The sequence below is a fragment of the Alkalilimnicola sp. S0819 genome (assembly GCF_009295635.1).
In the GTDB taxonomy this organism is placed as follows: domain Bacteria; phylum Pseudomonadota; class Gammaproteobacteria; order Nitrococcales; family WHIW01; genus S0819.
In genome coordinates this window covers 18,816-37,176 of sequence record NZ_WHIW01000014.1, presented here as the reverse complement: position 1 = coordinate 37,176, position 18,361 = coordinate 18,816, and the positions used below count along the sequence as shown (strand labels likewise).

The 18,361-nt window shown below is 66.1% G+C and carries 16 protein-coding genes; 6 read left to right on the top strand and 10 right to left on the bottom strand.

Features of this window, described 5'->3' with window-relative positions; translation table 11 throughout:
- Positions 1-106 precede the first annotated feature (106 nt).
- Positions 107-604 carry an REP-associated tyrosine transposase gene (locus GBG68_RS11615; protein WP_152147494.1) on the top strand — a complete coding sequence of 166 codons (498 nt, stop codon included), beginning with the start codon at positions 107-109 and terminating at the stop codon, positions 602-604.
- A gap of 50 nt (positions 605-654) precedes the next feature.
- Here GBG68_RS11615 and metH read toward each other — a convergent pair whose 3' ends face one another.
- From metH to GBG68_RS11600, 3 genes are all read right to left on the bottom strand, one after another.
- Positions 655-4,344, bottom strand: a complete 3,690-nt coding sequence (gene metH / locus GBG68_RS11610) for a methionine synthase (RefSeq protein WP_152147492.1) — start codon at positions 4,342-4,344, stop codon at positions 655-657.
- Between the two features lie 173 nt (positions 4,345-4,517).
- Positions 4,518-5,300 carry a gamma-glutamyl-gamma-aminobutyrate hydrolase family protein gene (locus tag GBG68_RS11605; protein WP_152147490.1) on the bottom strand — a complete coding sequence of 261 codons (783 nt, stop codon included), beginning with the start codon at positions 5,298-5,300 and terminating at the stop codon, positions 4,518-4,520.
- Positions 5,276-6,283 (bottom strand): amidoligase family protein, encoded by a 1,008-nt coding sequence (locus tag GBG68_RS11600; RefSeq protein ID WP_152147488.1) that lies wholly within the window; start codon positions 6,281-6,283, stop codon positions 5,276-5,278. The genes GBG68_RS11605 and GBG68_RS11600 overlap by 25 nt, the downstream gene beginning before the upstream one ends.
- Positions 6,284-6,406: 123 nt before the next feature.
- Here GBG68_RS11600 and GBG68_RS14575 point away from each other — a divergent pair, with 123 nt between their 5' ends.
- Complete coding sequence (locus GBG68_RS14575; RefSeq protein ID WP_264297989.1) at positions 6,407-6,541, top strand: hypothetical protein; 135 nt, start codon at positions 6,407-6,409, stop codon at positions 6,539-6,541.
- 265 nt (positions 6,542-6,806) lie between these two features.
- Positions 6,807-8,084 (top strand): O-acetylhomoserine aminocarboxypropyltransferase/cysteine synthase family protein, encoded by a 1,278-nt coding sequence (locus GBG68_RS11590; protein ID WP_152147486.1) that lies wholly within the window; start codon positions 6,807-6,809, stop codon positions 8,082-8,084.
- A gap of 645 nt (positions 8,085-8,729) precedes the next feature.
- Here GBG68_RS11590 and GBG68_RS11585 read toward each other — a convergent pair.
- The 5 genes from GBG68_RS11585 to ettA all read right to left on the bottom strand — a co-directional run bounded on the left by GBG68_RS11585 (position 8,730) and on the right by ettA (position 12,915).
- On the bottom strand, positions 8,730-9,539 hold the full coding sequence (locus GBG68_RS11585) for a M48 family metallopeptidase (protein WP_152147484.1): 810 nt from the start codon (positions 9,537-9,539) through the stop codon (positions 8,730-8,732).
- A gap of 47 nt (positions 9,540-9,586) precedes the next feature.
- Positions 9,587-10,024 carry a thioredoxin TrxC gene (gene trxC / locus GBG68_RS11580; RefSeq protein WP_152147481.1) on the bottom strand — a complete coding sequence of 146 codons (438 nt, stop codon included), beginning with the start codon at positions 10,022-10,024 and terminating at the stop codon, positions 9,587-9,589.
- A 4-nt stretch (positions 10,025-10,028) separates the two neighbouring features.
- A complete protein-coding gene (locus GBG68_RS11575; RefSeq protein WP_152147479.1) occupies positions 10,029-10,187 on the bottom strand; it encodes a YqaE/Pmp3 family membrane protein in 159 nt (52 codons plus the stop codon).
- Positions 10,188-10,283: 96 nt separating this feature from the next.
- The gene (gene purU, locus GBG68_RS11570; RefSeq protein ID WP_152147477.1) at positions 10,284-11,156 is read right to left on the bottom strand and encodes a formyltetrahydrofolate deformylase; all 873 of its coding nucleotides are present in this window, start codon (positions 11,154-11,156) and stop codon (positions 10,284-10,286) included.
- Positions 11,157-11,247: 91 nt separating this feature from the next.
- Complete coding sequence (gene ettA / locus GBG68_RS11565) at positions 11,248-12,915, bottom strand: energy-dependent translational throttle protein EttA (protein ID WP_152147475.1); 1,668 nt, start codon at positions 12,913-12,915, stop codon at positions 11,248-11,250.
- Between the two features lie 165 nt (positions 12,916-13,080).
- On the opposite strand from ettA, the gene GBG68_RS11560 reads away from it, so the two are divergent.
- On the top strand, positions 13,081-14,238 hold the full coding sequence (locus GBG68_RS11560) for an iron-containing alcohol dehydrogenase (RefSeq protein ID WP_152147473.1): 1,158 nt from the start codon (positions 13,081-13,083) through the stop codon (positions 14,236-14,238).
- Positions 14,239-14,334: 96 nt separating this feature from the next.
- Here GBG68_RS11560 and GBG68_RS11555 read toward each other — a convergent pair whose 3' ends face one another.
- Positions 14,335-15,222 carry an AraC family transcriptional regulator gene (locus GBG68_RS11555; protein ID WP_152147471.1) on the bottom strand — a complete coding sequence of 296 codons (888 nt, stop codon included), beginning with the start codon at positions 15,220-15,222 and terminating at the stop codon, positions 14,335-14,337.
- Positions 15,223-15,343: 121 nt separating this feature from the next.
- Between GBG68_RS11555 and GBG68_RS11550 the strand changes: the two genes are divergently transcribed.
- Together GBG68_RS11550 and mmsB are read left to right on the top strand one after the other, a co-directional pair.
- Positions 15,344-16,873, top strand: coding sequence for a CoA-acylating methylmalonate-semialdehyde dehydrogenase (locus GBG68_RS11550; RefSeq protein ID WP_152147469.1), 1,530 nt, complete (start codon positions 15,344-15,346; stop codon positions 16,871-16,873).
- 97 nt (positions 16,874-16,970) lie between these two features.
- Positions 16,971-17,867 (top strand): 3-hydroxyisobutyrate dehydrogenase, encoded by an 897-nt coding sequence (mmsB, locus tag GBG68_RS11545; protein ID WP_152147467.1) that lies wholly within the window; start codon positions 16,971-16,973, stop codon positions 17,865-17,867.
- A gap of 48 nt (positions 17,868-17,915) precedes the next feature.
- On the opposite strand, the gene GBG68_RS11540 is transcribed toward mmsB, so the two are convergent.
- Positions 17,916-18,353 (bottom strand): SDR family NAD(P)-dependent oxidoreductase, encoded by a 438-nt coding sequence (locus GBG68_RS11540; protein WP_226801783.1) that lies wholly within the window; start codon positions 18,351-18,353, stop codon positions 17,916-17,918.
- Positions 18,354-18,361: the final 8 nt, after the last annotated feature.

Genomic DNA, 18,361 nt, shown 5'->3' with positions numbered 1-18,361 from the left:
GCGGGCAATGCCCCGCTCGGCACGCCCTTGAATTGCGTGGATTCGGACCAGAACTGGTTGGATAACCAGTGGTCGAAGAACAAGCGAATCCACCAAGGGAGCGTGAATGGTCAATTATCGTCACACACGGGTACCCGGCGGCACCTACTTCTTCACGCTCACACTGCAGGATCGGCGCTCGGACCTGCTGATACGGGAGGTGGCCTTGCTGCGGGAGTTGATCTCCCAAGTGCGGCAGGCGCGGCCCTTCCATATCCTGGCGGCCGTGGTAATGCCGGAACATCTGCACATGGTCTGGCGGTTGCCGGTGGGCGATGCGGACTATCCCGAGCGCTGGCGGGCGATCAAGGCGGGTTTCAGTCGGCGCCTGAAGCTGCCGGGCAGCCCCTGGCAGCGGCGGTGTTGGGAGCATTGCATCCGCAACGCGCATGACCTGGCGCGGCATGTGGACTACATCCATTACAACCCGGTGAAGCATGGTCTGGTCGCGCGGGCGGTGGACTGGCGGTATTCGTCCATGCACCGGTACATCGCCCGGGGGGAGATGTCGGCGGATTGGGGCTGTGCGCCGGTGGTGATGGCGAGCGGACGGTTTGGAGATTAGGCGCCATCGGCCGGGCGGATTGGCCCGGCCTGCCGTCGCTCATTCGCCGCTCAGTTTTCCGGTTCGTACCCCAGCACCGGGGCCAGCGCCTGCTCGGCTTCCGCCAGGCTCCAGCCCTTGCGCGCGGCATAGTCGTCCACTTGGTCGCGGTAAATCCTGCCGATACCGAAGTAGCGCGAGTCCGGGTGGCCCATGTACCAGCCGGAGACCGCGGCCGTGGGCACCATGGCGTAGCCGTGGCTGAGGGTGATGCCGGCACGGCGTTCCACGTCCAGCAATTCCCACAGCAGCGCCTTCTCGGTGTGGTCCGGGCAGGCGGGGTAGCCGGGGGCCGGGCGTATGCCGCGGTATTCCTCGCGGATCAGCGCATCGTTCTCCAGCTGCTCATCGGCGGCGTAGCCCCAGTATTGCTTGCGCACCCGTTCGTGCAGGCGCTCGGCGAAGGCTTCGGCCAGGCGGTCGGCCAGGGCCTTCAGCAGGATGGCGTTGTAGTCGTCGTGGTCGGCCTCGAACTCCGCCAGCTTCTCTTCGATGCCGATGCCCGCGGTCACCGCGAAGGCGCCCATGTAGTCGGCCAGGCCGCTCTCCTTCGGGGCGACGAAGTCGGCGAGTGACTGGTTGGGCTTGTTGCGAGGTTTTTCCGCCTGCTGGCGCAGGTGGTGCAGGGTGGTCAGCACCTCGGTGCGCGTCTCGTCGGTGTAAAGCTCGGTATCGTCCCCCACGGCGTTGGCCGGGAACAGGCCGAACACGCCCCGGGCGGTGAGCCATTTCTCGTCGACGATCCGCCGCAACAGGGCCTGGGCGTCATCGAACAGCTTGCGTGCTTCCGCACCCTTGTGGGTGTCCACCAGAATCTTCGGGTAGCTGCCGGGCATCTCCCAGGCGTGGAAGAAGGGCGACCAGTCGATGCGCTCGACCAGTTCCTCCAGCGGGAAGTCATCCAGCACCTGCACGCCCAGTTGGGCGGGCCGCACCGGCTGGTAGTCGGACCAGTCGATGGGGGTGCGGTTCTCGCGGGCGGCGTCCAGGGAAATCCACTTGGCCTTCTTCTGACGCGCGGCGTGCTGTTCGCGCACTTTCTGGTACTCGGCGCGGATGCCCGCGGCATAGTCCTCGTAGAGGGTGTCGCTGATCAGGTTGGACACCACGCCCACGGCGCGGGAGGCATCCTTCACATAGATCACGTCCCCCTGGTAATGCGGGGCGATCTTCACCGCGGTATGCACCCGGGAGGTGGTCGCGCCGCCGATCAGCAGCGGGTGCTCGAAGCCCTGGCGCTGCATCTCCTTCGCCACATTGGCCATTTCCTCCAGCGAGGGGGTGATCAGGCCGGACAGCCCGATGATGTCGCAACCTTCCTCCCGCGCGGTGTCGAGGATTTTCTGGGCGGGCACCATCACCCCCAGATCCACTACTTCGTAGTTGTTGCACTGGAGCACCACGCCGACGATGTTCTTGCCGATGTCGTGCACATCGCCCTTGACCGTGGCCAGCACCACCTTGCCCTTGGCCCGGGCGCTGGTGTCCTTCTCGGCCTCGATGTAGGGCAGCAGGTAGGCCACGGCCTTCTTCATTACCCGGGCGGATTTGACCACCTGGGGCAGGAACATCTTGCCGGCGCCGAACAGATCGCCCACCACGTTCATGCCGTCCATCAAGGGGCCTTCGATCACGTGGATGGGGCGCTCGGCCTGCTGTCGGGCCTCTTCGGTGTCTTCCTCGATGAAATCGGCGATGCCCTTCACCAGGGCGTGCTCCATGCGCTTGGCCACGGGCAGCTCGCGCCAGGCCAGGTCCTGCTTGCGCTCCCGGGCGCCGCCGTTCTTCACGGTTTCGGCGAACTCCAGCAGCCGCTCGGTGGCGTCCGGGCGGCGGGCGAGGATCACGTCCTCGCAGCGCTCCCGCAGCTCCGGGTCGATCTCCTCGTAGACCTCCAGTTGCCCGGCGTTGACGATGGCCATGTCCAGCCCCGCCTGGATGGCGTGGTAGAGGAACACCGAGTGCATGGCCTCGCGCACCGGGTTGTTGCCGCGGAAGGAGAAGGACAGATTGGACAGCCCGCCGGAAATGCGTGCATGGGGCAGCTTCTCCTTGAGGATGCGCACCGCCTCTATGAAGTCGACGGCGTAGCGGTCGTGCTCCTCGATGCCGGTGGCCACGGCGAAGATATTGGGGTCGAAGATGATGTCCGCCGGGTCGAAGCCCACCTCGTGGACCAGCAGTTCGTAGGCCCGGCTGCAGATGTCCACGCGGCGCTGCAGGGTGTCCGCCTGGCCCTGCTCGTCGAAGGCCATGACCACGGCGGCCGCACCGTAGCGCTTCACCAGCCGGGCCTGCTCCATGAAGGCGGCCTCGCCCTCCTTCATGGAGATGGAGTTGACGATGCCCTTGCCCTGGATGCACTTCAGGCCCGCCTCGATGATCTCCCACTTGGAGGAGTCGAGCATGATGGGCACTCGGGCAATGTCCGGCTCGGCGGCGATCAGGTGGAGAAAGCGCACCATGGCCTCTTTCGAGTCCAGCATGCCCTCGTCCATGTTGATGTCGATCACCTGGGCACCGTTCTCCACCTGCTCCCGGGCCACCTCCAGGGCGGTGTCGAAGTCGTCTTCCTTGATCAGGCGCTTGAAGCGCGCGGAGCCGGTGACGTTGGTGCGCTCGCCGATGTTCACGAACAGCGAGTCGGCGCCGATGTTGAAGGCCTCCAGGCCCGACAGGCGCATCTCCCGGGGCAGTTCGGGGATGGCGCGGGGCGTGAGATCGGCCACGGCCTCCGCCATGGCCGCCACGTGCTCGGGCGTGGTACCGCAGCAGCCGCCGATGATGTTGACGAAACCGCTCTCGGCGAATTCGCGCACCAGCTTTGCCATGTGTTCGGGCGACTGGTCATACTCGCCCATCTCGTTGGGCAGGCCGGCGTTGGGGTAGATGCATACCCGGGCGTCGGCCACGCGGCTGATCTCCTGCACGAAGGGGCGCATTTGCTCCGCGCCCAGGGCGCAGTTGAGCCCCACGGACCAGGGGCGTGCGTGGCGCACGGAGTTCCAGAAGGCCTCGGTGGTCTGGCCGGAGAGGGTGCGGCCCGAGGCGTCGGTGATGGTCCCGGAGATCATGATGGGGTACTCGCGCCCCAGTTCCTCGAACACTTCCTGGCAGGCGACGATCGCCGCCTTGGCGTTCAGGGTGTCGAAGACGGTTTCGATCAGGAGCAGGTCCGCGCCACCCTCGATCAGGCCGTGGGCCGCCTGCATGTAAGCGGTCTTGAGTTCGTCGAAGCTGATGTTGCGAAAGCCCGGGTTGTTCACGTCCGGGGAGAGGGAGGCAGTGCGGTTGGTCGGCCCCAGCGCGCCGGCCACCAGACGGGGGCGATCGGGGGTGCGGGCGGTCATTTCGTCGGCGGCGGCCCGGGCGATGCGAGCGGCCTCCACGTTCAGCTCATGGGCCAGGGCCTCCAGCTGATAGTCCGCCTGGGCGATGGTGGTGGAGCTGAAGGTGTTGGTCTCCAGGATGTCCGCGCCGGCTTCCAGGTTCTGCCAGTGGATCTCGCGGATGATGTCGGGGCGAGTCAGCACCAGCAGATCGTTGTTGCCCTTGATATCGCAGGGGTGGTCCTTGAAGCGCTCGCCGCGGAAGTCCGCCTCGTCCAGCGGGTAGGACTGGATCATGGTGCCCATGCCGGAATCCAGCACCAGGATACGGCGGGTGGCAGCGTCTTGCAGGCGGTACAGGCGATCGCTCATGGCGGTGTCGAGGTCTCCGGGCGTGAGTGAACAGCTAAGTATACGGCAGTGCGGCAGGCTCGGCTAAATTGGCGCTGGTTCTATATTTTCAAGGGGCGCTGATAGATTCCCCCGGGGCCTCTGGCCGTCTGGCGAGTTCGCCGCCCAGGCCGAGGGGGGGAGCGGTGCCTTCTTTAAGTATTCGCTGCGCGCACCAGCGCGGCGAACAGCCGCTGCTGACTCTCTTGTTGGGGCAAATATTCCGGATGCCACTGCACGCCCAGCACAAAAGGGTGGTGACTGTGCTCGATGGCCTGGATGACGCCGCTGTGCTCCCATGCCACCACACGCATGTCCTTCCCCAGTCGATCTATGCCCTGGCGGTGCAGGGAGTTCACCAGACAGTCGCTGGTGCCGAGGATCGCCGCCAGGTGGCTGCCCGGCTCCACCACGATGGGCTTGGCGGGCCAGACGGTGTGAGCCTGGGGGATTTCCTCGTAGAAGTCCGATAGATCCTGATGCAAAGTGCCGCCACTGCGCACGTTCAGCAGCTGCAGGCCACGACAGATACCGAGTATGGGCAGACCGCGGTGCAGGGCCTGGTCGATCAATGAGCTCTCCAGCTCGTCTCGGGCCGCGTCCCGGCCCTGGTGGCGGGGCAGAGAGAAGAGCTTGCGCAGCAGGAAGATCAGCGGGAACAGCAGCAGCCCGAGGAGATAGCGCCAGCGGGAAGGCTCACGGCGGCGGAACTCTCCCAATTCCGCGGCTTCGGCGCCATAGAGCTCCGGCGCCACATCGGCGCCGCCGCCCACGATCAGGCCATCCAGCCGCGCCAGGTCGCGCGGGGGGCGCGACGGGGTGATACGGCAGGCGCGGGCGCCGGCGCGGCGCAGGGCGCGGCGGGTGAACCACCAGGCCACCGCGCCGCCGCGATCCGGACCCGTGACTCCGATCAGTGGTCGAGCTTTTCCAGCCATGCAGGAGTCTCTGCGGCCCAGTTCTCGTCGTGCCCCGCGAAGGGTTCCCGGCGGCGCTCCAGATACGCGCGGCTCATGGCCTGCAGAAGTTCCGGGGCATCGGCCAGCGCCTCCACCGCCGCCCAACCGTTCCACTCGAAGCCGATGCTCCAATTGGCATCGTCGATGCGGCAATTGGGCAGGCGGTAATGGAAGGTGGGCCGGGCCTTCACCTGGGCCATATTGTCGATGGCCCCCACCAGGCGTTCCTCGTCCAGCAGCCGGAACAGGGGCAGCAGATCCAGGGGCCGGTTGCGGGTGGGGTTGGATTCCAGGTAGTCGTTGATCAGCCGACGCTGGTTGGGTCGGTAGTCCGGGTCCACCACCATGCGCTGGTAATCGTCGGGGAAGGGTTTGATGTAGGGGGTGAAATAGCGTCGCGAGACATCGGTGTCGCCGCGCTCGTGGATCCAGTCCAGCAGCAGGAAGAAGGCCCGCAGATAGCCGAGGATGGTCTCGGTTGCCAGGTCCGGCAGTTCCGGGTTGAGGTGCAGGCCGAAGGCGTACAGGGGCGAGGCGCTGGTGCCCAGGGCGTGGCGTTCGCGCAGTCGCTCGCGCAGTTGTTCGATGGCCTCGACCTCGTCCAAGGGGATGGGTGGCGAGGCGATCTCGTAGGGCACCACGGTGGCGGCCAGCCGTTCCAGGCTGTCCTCCAGGCGGTTGCGCCGGTTGTCTTCGTTCAGGTTCACCCCCAGGCGCTGCAGAAATCGCTCGTAGCCCCGGTCCTTGAGCAGCGCGGCGTCGATCTCCACCGTGAAATCCCCCCAGCGGGCACCGCGGATCTTGCGCAGGAAGCGGTTCTCGCGTTCCTCGGTGCCGCCGTAGCAATCGATCACCGCTTCGCAGGCACTGTTCAGGTCCACCCCCGCGAATTCCAGTTCGATGCCCAGACGGCGGGTTTCGCCATCCTGGTTCCGCAGGCGGCGAGGCAGCTGGAAAGGCATGCGTGCTCCTTGGGTCAGGGGTTGCTTGCTTTCCTACAGTGTGGTCCCAATCTGCTCTAGGAGCCAAGAGCAACCTTGCTTCCAAGGTCATCAATCTTCAATAAAGGCACAAGGAGGTGTTCCGTGCGCAAATTCATCGCGCTGATCCTTTTCAGTCTGCCGCTGCTTCTGCTCGGCTGTGACAACGAAGGCCCCATGGAGCAGGCCGGTGAGAACCTGGACGAGACCGCCGAGGAGGCTGGCGAAGTCGTGGAATAACCGTGGCATAAATGGCCTGCGGTCTGGTCTGCCGGCTTGAGGCACTCTGAATGGGGCCTTGCCGTCGTGCCACCGCGCCAGTTCCCTACGACCGGCCGGCGCCACCCTTCCCCCTGATTGCCGCGCCGGTCCTTTTTATATCTACGACCCGCCAGCTATATCCAAATTACCGTTTGGCTCTTTGTCGGCGGCCTGGTCGGCGGTAGGCTGTGGTCGCGCGAACCCCATAAAGCGGGACCCAGGCAATGACAAGAGGGAACAGGCCTTGAAGATCGAAACCATCGCAGTTCACGGCGGCTACAAGCCCGACCCCACCACCAAGGCGGTGGCGGTGCCCATCTACCAGACCACGTCCTACGCCTTCGACAGCACCCAGCACGGGGCGGACCTGTTCGACCTGAAGGTGGAAGGCAATATCTATACCCGCATCACGAATCCCACCAATGCGGTGCTGGAACAGCGGGTGGCGGAGATGGAAGGCGGCATCGGCGGTCTGGCCTTGGCTTCCGGCATGGCGGCCATCACCTACGCCATCCAGTGCATCAGCCGTACCGGCGACAACATCGTCAGCACCAGCCAGCTCTACGGCGGCACCTACAACCTGTTTGCCCACACCATGCCCACCCTGGGCATCGATGTGCGCTTCGCCGCCGCCGATGACTACCAGCGCATCGAGAGCCTGATCGACGGCAAGACCCGCGCGATCTTCTGCGAGAGCGTGGGCAACCCGCTGGGCAATATCATCGATGTGGAGCGCCTGGCACAGATCGCCCACGCCCACGGCCTGCCGCTGATCGTGGATAACACTGTGCCCAGCCCTTACCTGTGGCGGCCCATCGAGCACGGCGCCGACATTGTGGTGCACAGCCTGACCAAGTACCTGGGCGGCCACGGCACCACGGTGGGCGGTGTCATCGTCGATTCCGGCAAGTTCCCCTGGGCCGAGCACGGTGATCGCTTCCCGATGATGGTGGAGCCGGACCCGTCCTACCATGGCGTGGTGTACACCGAGGCGCTGGGCGCGGCGGCCTATATCGCCCGTTGTCGGGTCGTGCCGCTGCGGAATATGGGGGCGGCGCTGTCACCCCTCAGCGCCTTCCAGATCCTGCAGGGCATCGAGACGCTGCCGCTGCGCATGGACCGGATCTGCGAGAATGCGCAGAAAGTGGCCGAGTATCTGGAAAGCCACCCGCAGGTGAAGTGGGTGCGCTACGCGGGTCTGAAGAGCAGCCCGGAACATGCGCTGGCTCAGAAGTACATGAATGGCCGCGCCTCGGGCATCGTCACCTTCGGCATCGAGGGCGGCGTGGAAGCGGGTGCGAAGTTCATCGACGCGCTGCAGCTGCTGACTCGCCTGGTGAACATCGGTGATGCCAAGTCCCTGGCCTGCCACCCGGCGAGCACCACGCACCGTCAGCTCAACGAGGAGGAGCTGGCCTCCGCCGGTGTCAGCCCCGACATGACCCGTCTGTCCCTGGGCATCGAGCACGTGGACGATATCCTGGCGGACGTGGAGCAGGCCCTGGCCGCCGCCAAGGGCTGATGTGCGGGCACAGCCGCCGCCTTCGCGCGGCGGCAGCGCAAAAAAACGGGCGTGCCGGTCTATGCCGGCACGCCCGTTTTTTAGGTTCATCGCGTTTAAGCGGGAAAATGGCGGCATAGGGAATCGGCCCTGTGACTAGCCTTATGGAGTAGGTGCCGGTCCCGGGGTGGGTGCGGCCTGGGGCGGCCCACGATTTGGCCCGGCTGCGCCGGGCTCCCCTGCGCTTCTCGCCGGAAAGGGGCGGGTTGCAAACTCGCTACGCTCAAACAGGCAACCCGCTTTTCCCCTTTCCGGCTGCGATGCTCGGCTGCATCGACGTCCGCCCCAGGCCGCACCCACCCCGGAACCCCATCTGTCGGCGCAAGCTCCACCGCTGAAAGCGGGGAGAGATGCGCTCGCGCCGGCGCGATGTCGCGAAGCGAAAGCGTGGTCTCTCTTTGTTTCACTCTGGATCGAGCAGCAGCCACCCGGACACGGCGGCAGCCACCGACGCTCATGCCTGACTTCTCATGCTGCCCGGATCGGCAAAGCAATGGTGGTTTCCCCCTAACCCGCGATGAACCGTTTTCAATGGGTATTCACCGGGGGAGTCTGCGCGGCCTGTGTGCTCTGTGTGTGGGAGCGGCTCCGTCCCGGGGGCGCAGGCTATAGTCGGCAGCCGGGGCGTCGCCCCTGGCTGCGGGCCTGTTCATACAGCGGCAGCGCCTGCTCCATGCGGCGCTGCAGGCCTTCTATGCGCGTGTCGTGCCCCGGGTGGGTGGACAGGAACTCCGGCCCCTGGCCGCCACCGGCCTGGGCCATGTTCTGCCATAGCTGCACCGATTCACGTGGGTCGAAGCCGGCGCGCGCCATGGCGTCCAGGCCGATCTGGTCGGCTTCGCTTTCCTGGGTGCGGCTGAAGGGGAGCAGAATGCCCACCTGCGCGCCCAGCCCCAGCACGGCCATGGCGATCTGCTGCTGCTCGCCGCCCTGGGTGCCGGCGAGCACTTGCGCGACCTGCAGGCCGGCTTGGGTGGCGTAGGTGGTGGACATGCGCTCGTTGCCGTGTTCGGCGATGACGTGACCGATTTCATGACCGATGACGGTGGCCAGCTGGGCGGGGGTCTTCGCGACCTTCAGCAAACCGGTGTTCACGCCGATCTTGCCACCGGGCAGGGCGAAGGCATTGGCGCTGTCATCCTCGAACAGCACCACTTCCCAGTTGTCGCGGGCGTACGCGGGGGGCAGGGTGTCGGTGATGTGTCGGGTCACGCAGTCCACGTAGCGTTGCGCGGCGGCATCCTGGCTGCGGGGTGTCTGCTGCTGGATTTCCTGGAAGGCGGTCGCCCCCATCTCCACCATCTGCGCGTCATCGAAGAGCTGCAACTGGGAGCGGCCGGTGGGGGAGGTGGCACAGGCGCCGAGCAGGGCGCCGAACAACAGGCTGTAGGCCAGGGTGCGCAGGGCGTGCTTCATGGTGTTTCTCTCTCCTGACAAGGCCGCCGGCGGCGGCTTGCATCGATTTATTGCAGCTGGCCGTGCAGCCAGCGATCCAGCCCCGTGGCGTCCAGCGCGCCCGACTGGCGCGCCACTTCCCGCCCGTGGCGGAACAGGATAAGGGTGGGGATACTGCGGATGCCGTACCGGGCCGCCGCCTGGGGGGCGGCTTCGGTGTCGAGTTTGGCGAAGCGCAGCCGCGGCTCCCAGTGGGCGGCGGCCTGGGCGAAGATCGGCGCCATCATCTTGCACGGGCCGCACCAGGCGGCCCAGAAATCCACCAGCACGGGGATATCGTTCCCCCGCAGATGCTTCGCCAGGGTGTCCTCGTTGAGCTCTACCGGTTCGCCGCTGAACAGGGGGCGTTTGCAGCGCCCGCAGCGGGGGGAGGCGGCCGAGCGCTCGGCCGGGAGCCGGTTGGTGGTGGCGCAGTGCGGGCAAGTGATGTGCAGGGCTTCGCTCATGGTGCTACTTGCGCAGGATCACCCACACGGCGTGGATGATGCCGGGGATATAACCCAGGATCGTGAGCAGGATGTTCAGCCAGAAGTGCAGGCCGATGCCCACCTGCAGAAACACTCCCAGCGGCGGGAGAATGATAGCCAGCAGTATGCGCAAGACGTCCACGGGTGTCCGGCCCTCGGTCCATGGTGAGTGGGATCACTCTCAGTCTTGGGCTGTGCCGCGTAAAAGTAAAGCATCGGCCCGGCCGGTGGTGCCGCCTCAGCCCAGCACCACGGTGCGGTTGTCGTAGCAGAGCACCTTGCGTTTGATGTGGTGCCAGATGGCCCGGGCCAGGACCAGCTTTTCCAGATCCCGCCCCTTGCGTACCAGGTCATCCACGGCGTCTCGATGGCTCACATGGGCGACGTCCTGGGCGATGATGGGGCCGGCGTCGAGTTCGCTGGTGACGTAGTGGCTGGTCGCGCCGATGATCTTCACGCCCCGGGCATGGGCGGCGTGGTAGGGGCGCGCGCCGGCAAACGCCGGCAGGAAGGAGTGGTGGATGTTGATGATCCGCTCCGGGTACCGGGCGATGAACTCCGGCGAGAGAATCTGCATGTAGCGCGCGAGCACCACGAAGTCCACCTGATGGCGCGCCAGCAGCTCGAGCTGGGCGGCTTCCTGCTCGGGCTTGTTCTCCGGCGTGATGGGCAGGTGGTAGTAGGGGATGTCGAAGCGCTCGGCGATGTGCGCCAGGTCCTGATGATTGCTGATGATCAGCGGCACCTCCACCTGCCACTCCCGCGCCTGGATGCGCGAGAGAATGTCGTACAGGCAGTGGGAGAGGCGCGAGACGAACAGCGCCATGCGCGGCACCTCGTTGGAGAAGTGCAGCTGCCAGCGCATCTGCAGCGGCTGTGCCAGCTCGTATTCGAAGCGGTTGGCGATCTGCTCGGCCGGAATGTCGAATTGCTCGATGTCCCAGACCACGCGCATGAAGAACACCTGTTTTTCGGCATCCACATGCTGATCCAGATCGAGGATGTTGCCACCGTTGCGGGCGATGAAGCCGGTGATCTCGCCCACCAGCCCGCTGCGGTCGGGGCAGTGGATCAGCAGGGTGGCGGCGCGCGGTTCGTGGCTCGGGCTCATGGGGTGTCCTGAATGTTGGTGTAGGAGCGGCTCATGGCCGCGATTGTTGTCAGGCCAAAGGCAGTCGCGGCCCTGAGCCGCTCCTACGGTGTTAGTCCGCCAAGCGGCGGTACTTGATCCGGTGCGGGTTCAAGGCATCGTCGCCCAGACGGCGTTTACGGTCCGCCTCGTAGTCCTGGTAGTTACCCTCGAACCAGGTGACCTGGCTGTCGCCCTCGAAGGCGAGGATGTGGGTGGCGATGCGGTCCAGGAACCAGCGGTCATGGGAGATGACGATGGCGCAGCCGGGGAAGGTCAGCAGGCCTTCCTCCAGGGCGCGCAGGGTCTCCACGTCCAGGTCGTTGGTGGGTTCGTCCAGCAGCAGCACGTTGCCGCCGCTCTTGAGCAGCTTGGCCAGGTGTACCCGGTTGCGCTCGCCCCCGGACAGATCGCCGATGTACTTCTGCTGGTCCGAGCCCTTGAAGTTGAAGCGGCCCACGTAGGCGCGGCTGGGCATCTCCCAGCGGCCCACCTGCACCACGTCCAGCCCGTCGGTGATCTCCTCGAACACGGTCTTTTGCGCGTCCAGGCTCTGCCGGCTCTGGTCCACGTAGGACAGCTGCACCGTCTGGCCGAGCTTGATCTCGCCCGCGTCCGGCTGCTGCTCGCCCACCAGCATGCGGAACAAGGTGGTCTTGCCCGCGCCGTTGGGACCGATGATGCCGACGATGGCGCCGGGGGGGATCTGGAAGTTCAGGTCGTCGAACAGCAGCTTCTCGCCGAAGGCCTTGCGCACCTGCTCGGCCTCGATGACCTGATCACCCAGCCGCGGGCCCGGCGGAATGTACAGCTCCTGGGTCTCGTTGCGCTGCTGGAAGTCCTGGCTCTGCAGTTCCTCGAACTGGCGCAGGCGCGCCTTGCTCTTGGCCTGGCGGCCCTTGGGGTTGGAGCGCACCCACTCCAGCTCTTTCTCGATGGTCTTGCGCCGGGCCTGTTCCTGCTTGGCTTCCTGCTGCAGGCGTTGGTCCTTTTGTTCCAGCCAGGAGGAGTAGTTGCCCTCCCAGGGGATGCCGTGGCCGCGGTCCAGCTCCAGGATCCAGCCGGCGACATTGTCCAGGAAGTAGCGGTCATGGGTGACCGCCACCACGGTGCCCGGGAATTCCTTCAAGAAGCGCTCCAGCCAGGCCACGGATTCCGCATCCAGGTGGTTGGTAGGCTCGTCCAGCAGCAGCATGTCCGGGTTTTCCAGCAGCAGCTTGCACAGCGCCACGCGGCGGCGCTCACCGCCGGAGAGGGTGGCCACATCGGCATCCCAGGGGGGCAGGCGCAGGGCTTCGGCGGCCTGGTCCAGCTTGCGGTCCAGTTCCCAGGCGCCGGCGGCGTCGATCTTGTCCTGCAGCTTGCCCTGTTCTTCCATCAGGGCCTCGAAGTCCGCGTCCGGCTCGGCGAACAGGGCGGAGACCTCGTTGAAGCGATCCAGCAGCGCCTTGGTCTCGGCCACCGCCTCTTCCACGTTGCCGCGCACGTCCTTGCTCTCGTCCAGCTCCGGCTCCTGGGGCAGGTAGCCGATCCGGGTGCCCGGTTGCGGGCGGGCCTCGCCCTCGATGTCCGTGTCCACCCCGGCCATGATGCGCAGCAGGGTGGACTTGCCCGAGCCGTTCAGGCCCAGCACGCCGATCTTGGCGCCGGGGAAGAAAGACAGGGAAATGTCGCGCAGGATGTGCTGCTTGGGCGGCACGACCTTGCCGACCCGGTTCATGGTGTAGATGTATTGGGCCATGGATTCCTTGCTGCCTTTGAAGACGGGTAAGCGACCCATTATCGGAACGAAGCGCGCGGCATTCAATCTGCGCGCAAGATTGTCCATCCGCGGGTCGGTTTTGCCAATCCCGAGCGCCGTATCGCTGCTATAGGTTCTAGAACAAAGGAACGAGGAGGAGTGTCCATGTCCGCGATGATTCTCTTGCCGCGCATCATGCACGTAGGCGCCGGCGCCAGCAGCCAGGTGGCTGCCGTGGTGAAGCAGTTGCGGGTGGGGCGGCCGCTGATCGTCACCGACGGGTTCATGCTGGAGCACGGCCCCGTGCGCCAGGTTCAGGCCATGCTGGCCGAGGCCGGCATCGAGTCGGGCGTATTCGCCGAGACCGTGCCGGACCCGACGGTGGCCTGCATCGATCAGGGGCTGCGGGCGCTGCAGGCCGGCGACCACGACAGCCTCATCGCGGTGGGCGGCGGCAGCCCCATGGACACCGCCAAGGCGATTGCCATCCTCGGCGCCCACGGTGGCGAGATGAAAGATTACAAGGTGCCCTTCGATGTGAGCGAGCCGGGCCTGCCGGTGATCGCCATGCCCACCACGGCGGGCACGGGGTCCGAGGTTACCAGGGCGGCGGTGATCACCGATGAGGCCACCGACGAGAAGATGCTCTGCATGGGGCTCGGGTTGGTGCCGGTGGCCGCGCTGGTGGATTTCGAGCTGACCATGAGCATGCCCCTGCGGCTGACCGCCGATACCGGTCTGGACAGCCTCACCCACGCCATCGAGGCCTACGTCAGCAAGAAACGCAACCCCTTCACCGACGAAGTGGCCAAATCGGCCATGCGGGCCATTGCCGGCAATATCCGCACCGCCTGCCGGGAGCCGGACAACCGCGCCGCTCGCGAGGCGATGATGCTGGGTGCGACCCAGGGCGGCATGGCCTTCTCCAATTCCTCGGTCTGCCTGGTACACGGCATGAGCCGGCCCATCGGCGCCTTCTTCCACGTACCCCATGGCCTGAGCAACGCCATGCTGTTGCCGGCGGTGACAGAATTCTCGGTGCCCGCCGCCGAGGATCGCTACGCCGACTGCGCCCGGGCCATGGGTGTGGCGGGCGAAGATGACAGCGACCCGGTGGCGGTGGAGAAGTTGCTCGCCGAGCTGCGCCAGTTGAACCAGGATCTGCGGGTGCCTACGCCGAAAGACTACGGCATCGACAAGGACCGCTACTTCTCCCTGTTGCCCACCATGGCCGAGCAGGCCCTGGCCTCGGGTTCCCCGGGCAACAACCCGCGGGTGCCCAGCGTGGACGAGATCATGGCGCTTTACGAACAGGTCTTCTGAGCGTGGCGTGCGACCGCGGAGGCGCAGAGGACGCGGAGCGGGAAAATCAAAATGGCTTTCCCTGCGCCCTCTGCGCCTCCGCGGTCAAATCCCCCCTTAGCCATGCTTCATCGCCCGATACTGGCTGGGCGACACCCCGATGACCTTGCGGAACAGCCGCGAGAAATAATAAAGATCCTCGTAGCCCAGCACATCGGCGATCTGGCTGATGTTCTTCTCGCTCACATCCAGCAGATAACAGGCCCGTTCCATCTTCAGATGGATGAAGTGCTGGATGGGCGGCCGGCCGGTGAGCTGCTTGTACTTGCGGGAAAACGTGTACTTGGAAAGGTTCACCCGGGCGGCGAGCTGCGCCAGGTCCAGCTGCCCGTGCAGGTTCTCCTGCATCAGCGCGTGGATTTCGTCCAGATCCAGCCCCGAGGCCTGGCGTCGGGCGCTGCGGGCGACGATGCCCAGATAGGTGAGCATCTGCCGCAGATGATTGGCGGCATGCACGAAAAGCGGCACCTGGTAACCCGTCTGGCGAACCTCCAGCAGGATCTCGAAATCCGCCACCAGCTTGGTCAGCGGCCCCAGCGAGAGCACCGGGCGCTGGGGGTCGAAGTGCAGCATCTCCCAGATGGCGGGGCTGAGCGGGCCGTCGAAATGCACCCAGTACAGCGTCCAGGGATCGGCCTCCGATGCGCTGTAGCGGTGCGTGAGCTCCCGGGGCAGCAGCATGAGGTCGCCGCGCCGTACCCGGTGGCAGTGGCCGGCGGCGCAGAGCTCGCCTTCCCCCTCGGCGCAGTAGAGCAGCAGATCGTCGTGATGCTCGGCCCGCGCCACCGCGTGGCCTTTTGCACTGGGGTAGTAGCCGATGGCGGCGGGGTAGAGCTCCCGGCTCAGCGGGTGCTCGGCCAGGGCCTGGCGGACGAAGGTCGGGACCAGGAAGCGCACCCCTTCCGGTGGCAGGGGCCAGTCCGAGGGGCCGGTGCGGGTTTGCATAGTTGTTGCTCTGCGGCTCGCGTGCTGCGCAAGATCGTCCATCCATCCAGTGGTTTAGTCAATCCAAGACGGCCGGGGGGCGGCTATATTTTGTAGGTACATCAACGGAGGAGCCCCATTCATGAGCACCGTAGCAAAAGAAGTCTCGTTCCAGGCGGGCGAGCAAATCGATCATTACATCGGCGGTCAGCGGGTGGCCGGCAAGAGCGGTCGCACGGCTCCGGTGTACAACCCGGCCAGCGGTGCGCAGAGCGCTCAGGTGGCGCTGGCCAGCGCCGACGAGGCCCGCGCGGCCATTGCCGCCGCCGACGCCGCCTTCGAGGGTTGGGCCAACACCACCCCGCTGACCCGGGCGCGGGTGCTGTTTCGCTTCAAGGCCCTGGTGGAGCAGAACTTCGACAAGATGGCCGAGCTGATCACCCGGGAGCATGGCAAGACCTTCTCCGATGCCAAGGGCGAAGTGACCCGCGGCCTGGAGGTGGTGGAATTCGCCTGTGGCATTCCGCACCTGCTGAAGGGCGAGCATTCCATGAACGTGGGCGGCGGTGTCGATTCCTTCTCCCTGATGGAGCCGCTGGGCGTGGTGGCGGGCATCACCCCGTTCAACTTCCCGGCCATGGTGCCCATGTGGATGTATCCCATCGCCATCGCCTGCGGCAACACCTTCGTGTTGAAGCCCTCGGAGAAGGATCCCAGTGCGCCGCTGTACATGGCTGAGCTGCTGAAGGAGGCCGGTCTGCCCGATGGCGTATTCAATGTGCTCCAGGGCGACAAGGAAGCCGTGGACGTGTTGCTGGAAGACCCGCGGGTGCAGGCGGTGAGCTTCGTCGGTTCCACACCCATCGCCGAGTACATCTATGCCACCGGCTCGGCCAACGGCAAGCGGGTACAGGCCCTGGGCGGCGCCAAGAATCACATGGTGGTGATGCCCGATGCAGACATGGACCAGGTGGTGGATGCGCTGATGGGCGCCGCCTACGGCTCCGCCGGCGAGCGCTGCATGGCCATTTCCGTGGCCGTGCCGGTGGGCGAGGAAACCGCCGATGAGCTGATCCGCCGCCTCAAGCCCCGGGTGGAGGCGCTGAAGATCGGCGACGGCATGAGCCGGCCCGAGCCGGAAATGGGCCCGCTGGTCACCGCCGAGCACGCCGCCAAGGTGCGCGCCTACATCGACATCGGCGAGCAGGAGGGCGCGGAGCTGGTGGTCGACGGCCGCGGCTTCGATAATGACGGCCAGGGCTTTTTCCTCGGCGGCACCCTGTTCGACCGGGTCACCGACAAGATGCGCATCCATGCCGAGGAAATCTTCGGCCCGGTGCTGAGCGTGGTGCGCGCCGGCGACTTCGACGAGGCCTGCCGCATCATCAACGCGCATGAGTTCGGCAACGGCACCTCCATCTTCACCCGGGACGGCGATGCGGCGCGGCAGTACGCCAAGAAGATCCAGGTGGGCATGGTGGGTATCAATGTGCCGATTCCCGTGCCCATGGCCTTCCACAGCTTCGGCGGCTGGAAGCGCTCGCGCTTTGGCGTGCTCAATGCCCATGGCGAGGAAGGCGTGCGCTTCTACACCCAGCTGAAGACCGTCACCCAGCGCTGGCCCACGGGCATCCGCAAGGGCGGCGAGTTCGTCATGCCGACCATGAAGTAAGGCGCGCCGAGGCCTTGCCGTGAACAAGGGCCCGTCTGCGCGCGCAGCGGGCCTTTTTCATGAGCTGAAAAGTACAAGACCCCGGAGGAAGATAGACATGGCGAAGATAGGCTTTATTGGTCTGGGCAATATGGGTGGGCCCATGGCGGCGAACCTGGTCCGAGCCGGGCACGAGGTGAGCGGCTTCGATCTGGCCGCGACCGCGGTGGAAAAATTCACGGCCGCGGGCGGGCGCGGCGCGGCGTCCGCCGAGGAGGCGGTGGTGGGCGCCGAGGTGGTGATCTCCATGTTGCCCGCCGGCCGACATGTGGCGGGTCTTTATCTGGGCGAGCGGGGTCTGCTGGCGCGACTGCCTCCGGGCACGCTGGTGATCGACAGCTCCACCATCGATGCCGAGACCGCTCGCCAAGTGGCCGCGGCCGCTGTCGAGCGGGATCTGGCCATGATCGACGCGCCGGTCTCCGGCGGTGTGGCGGGTGCGGCGGCCGGCACCCTGACCTTCATCTGCGGCGGCGAGGAAGCCACCCTGGAGCGGGCGCGCGCTATCCTGGAGCCCATGGCCAAGGCCGTGTTCCACGCCGGTGGGGCCGGCGCGGGGCAGGTGGCGAAGATGTGCAACAACATGCTGCTCGGCATTCTCATGACCGGTACCGCCGAGGCGCTGAGCCTGGGCGAGGCCAACGGACTGGACCCGGCGGTGCTCTCCGAGATCATGAAAGCGAGCTCCGGCAACAACTGGGCGCTGCAGGTCTACAACCCCTGGCCCGGGGTGATGGAGAACGCGCCGGCGAGTCGTGACTACCAGGGCGGCTTCGCGGTGGACCTGATCGCCAAGGATCTGGGCCTGGCCAATGGCGCGGCCCTGAACAGTGCCACCGGCATTCCGCTGGGTGCGCTGGTGCGCCAGCTGTACCTCACCCACGCCAAGCAGGGCGCGGGCGGCAAGGATTTTTCCAGCATTCTGGCGTTTCTGCGCGGCGAGCGGCCAGGCTGAGCATCGCTATTTCATCTGCAGGAGCGGCTCATGGCCGCTCCTGCAGGTCTACGCGATGCTCTCGACGATGCCACCCTCCACCCGCAGGGCGGCGCCGGTGGTGGCGCTGGCCTGGGGCGAGGCCGCATACACACTGAGGCTGGCGACTTCCTTGGGGCTGGCGAAGCGCCCCAGCAGTGTCGACGGGCGGTTCTCCTGCAGGAACAGGGCCTCCATTTCCTCCACCGAAACGCCGCGTTCCTCGGCCGGTTTCGCCATCATGGCCTGCGCGCCTTCGGTGCGGGTGGGGCCGGGCAGGATGGTGTTCACGGTCACGCCGCTGCCGGCCAGCACCTTGGCCAGTCCGCGCGAGACGCCCTGCGGCGCCGCCTTGCTGACGCCGTAGTGCACCATCTCGGCCGGGATGTTCAGCGCCGATTCGCTGGAGATGAACGGGATACGGCCCCAGCCACGCGCCTGCTTTCCGGACAGTTCGCTCCGTATCATCAATCTCC

Coding starts and splice junctions, on each gene's coding strand:
- GBG68_RS11555 (WP_152147471.1), bottom strand. CDS start 15,222: ATGCAAACCCGCACCGGCCCCTCGGACTGGCCCCTGCCACCGGAAGGG.
- purU (WP_152147477.1), bottom strand. CDS start 11,156: ATGAGCCCGAGCCACGAACCGCGCGCCGCCACCCTGCTGATCCACTGC.
- trxC (WP_152147481.1), bottom strand. CDS start 10,024: ATGAGCGAAGCCCTGCACATCACTTGCCCGCACTGCGCCACCACCAAC.
- GBG68_RS11615 (WP_152147494.1), top strand. CDS start 107: ATGGTCAATTATCGTCACACACGGGTACCCGGCGGCACCTACTTCTTC.
- ettA (WP_152147475.1), bottom strand. CDS start 12,915: ATGGCCCAATACATCTACACCATGAACCGGGTCGGCAAGGTCGTGCCG.
- GBG68_RS11540 (WP_226801783.1), bottom strand. CDS start 18,353: ATGATACGGAGCGAACTGTCCGGAAAGCAGGCGCGTGGCTGGGGCCGT.
- GBG68_RS11605 (WP_152147490.1), bottom strand. CDS start 5,300: ATGGCTGGAAAAGCTCGACCACTGATCGGAGTCACGGGTCCGGATCGC.
- metH (WP_152147492.1), bottom strand. CDS start 4,344: ATGAGCGATCGCCTGTACCGCCTGCAAGACGCTGCCACCCGCCGTATC.
- GBG68_RS11550 (WP_152147469.1), top strand. CDS start 15,344: ATGAGCACCGTAGCAAAAGAAGTCTCGTTCCAGGCGGGCGAGCAAATC.
- GBG68_RS11560 (WP_152147473.1), top strand. CDS start 13,081: ATGTCCGCGATGATTCTCTTGCCGCGCATCATGCACGTAGGCGCCGGC.
- mmsB (WP_152147467.1), top strand. CDS start 16,971: ATGGCGAAGATAGGCTTTATTGGTCTGGGCAATATGGGTGGGCCCATG.
- GBG68_RS11585 (WP_152147484.1), bottom strand. CDS start 9,539: ATGAAGCACGCCCTGCGCACCCTGGCCTACAGCCTGTTGTTCGGCGCC.
- GBG68_RS11600 (WP_152147488.1), bottom strand. CDS start 6,283: ATGCCTTTCCAGCTGCCTCGCCGCCTGCGGAACCAGGATGGCGAAACC.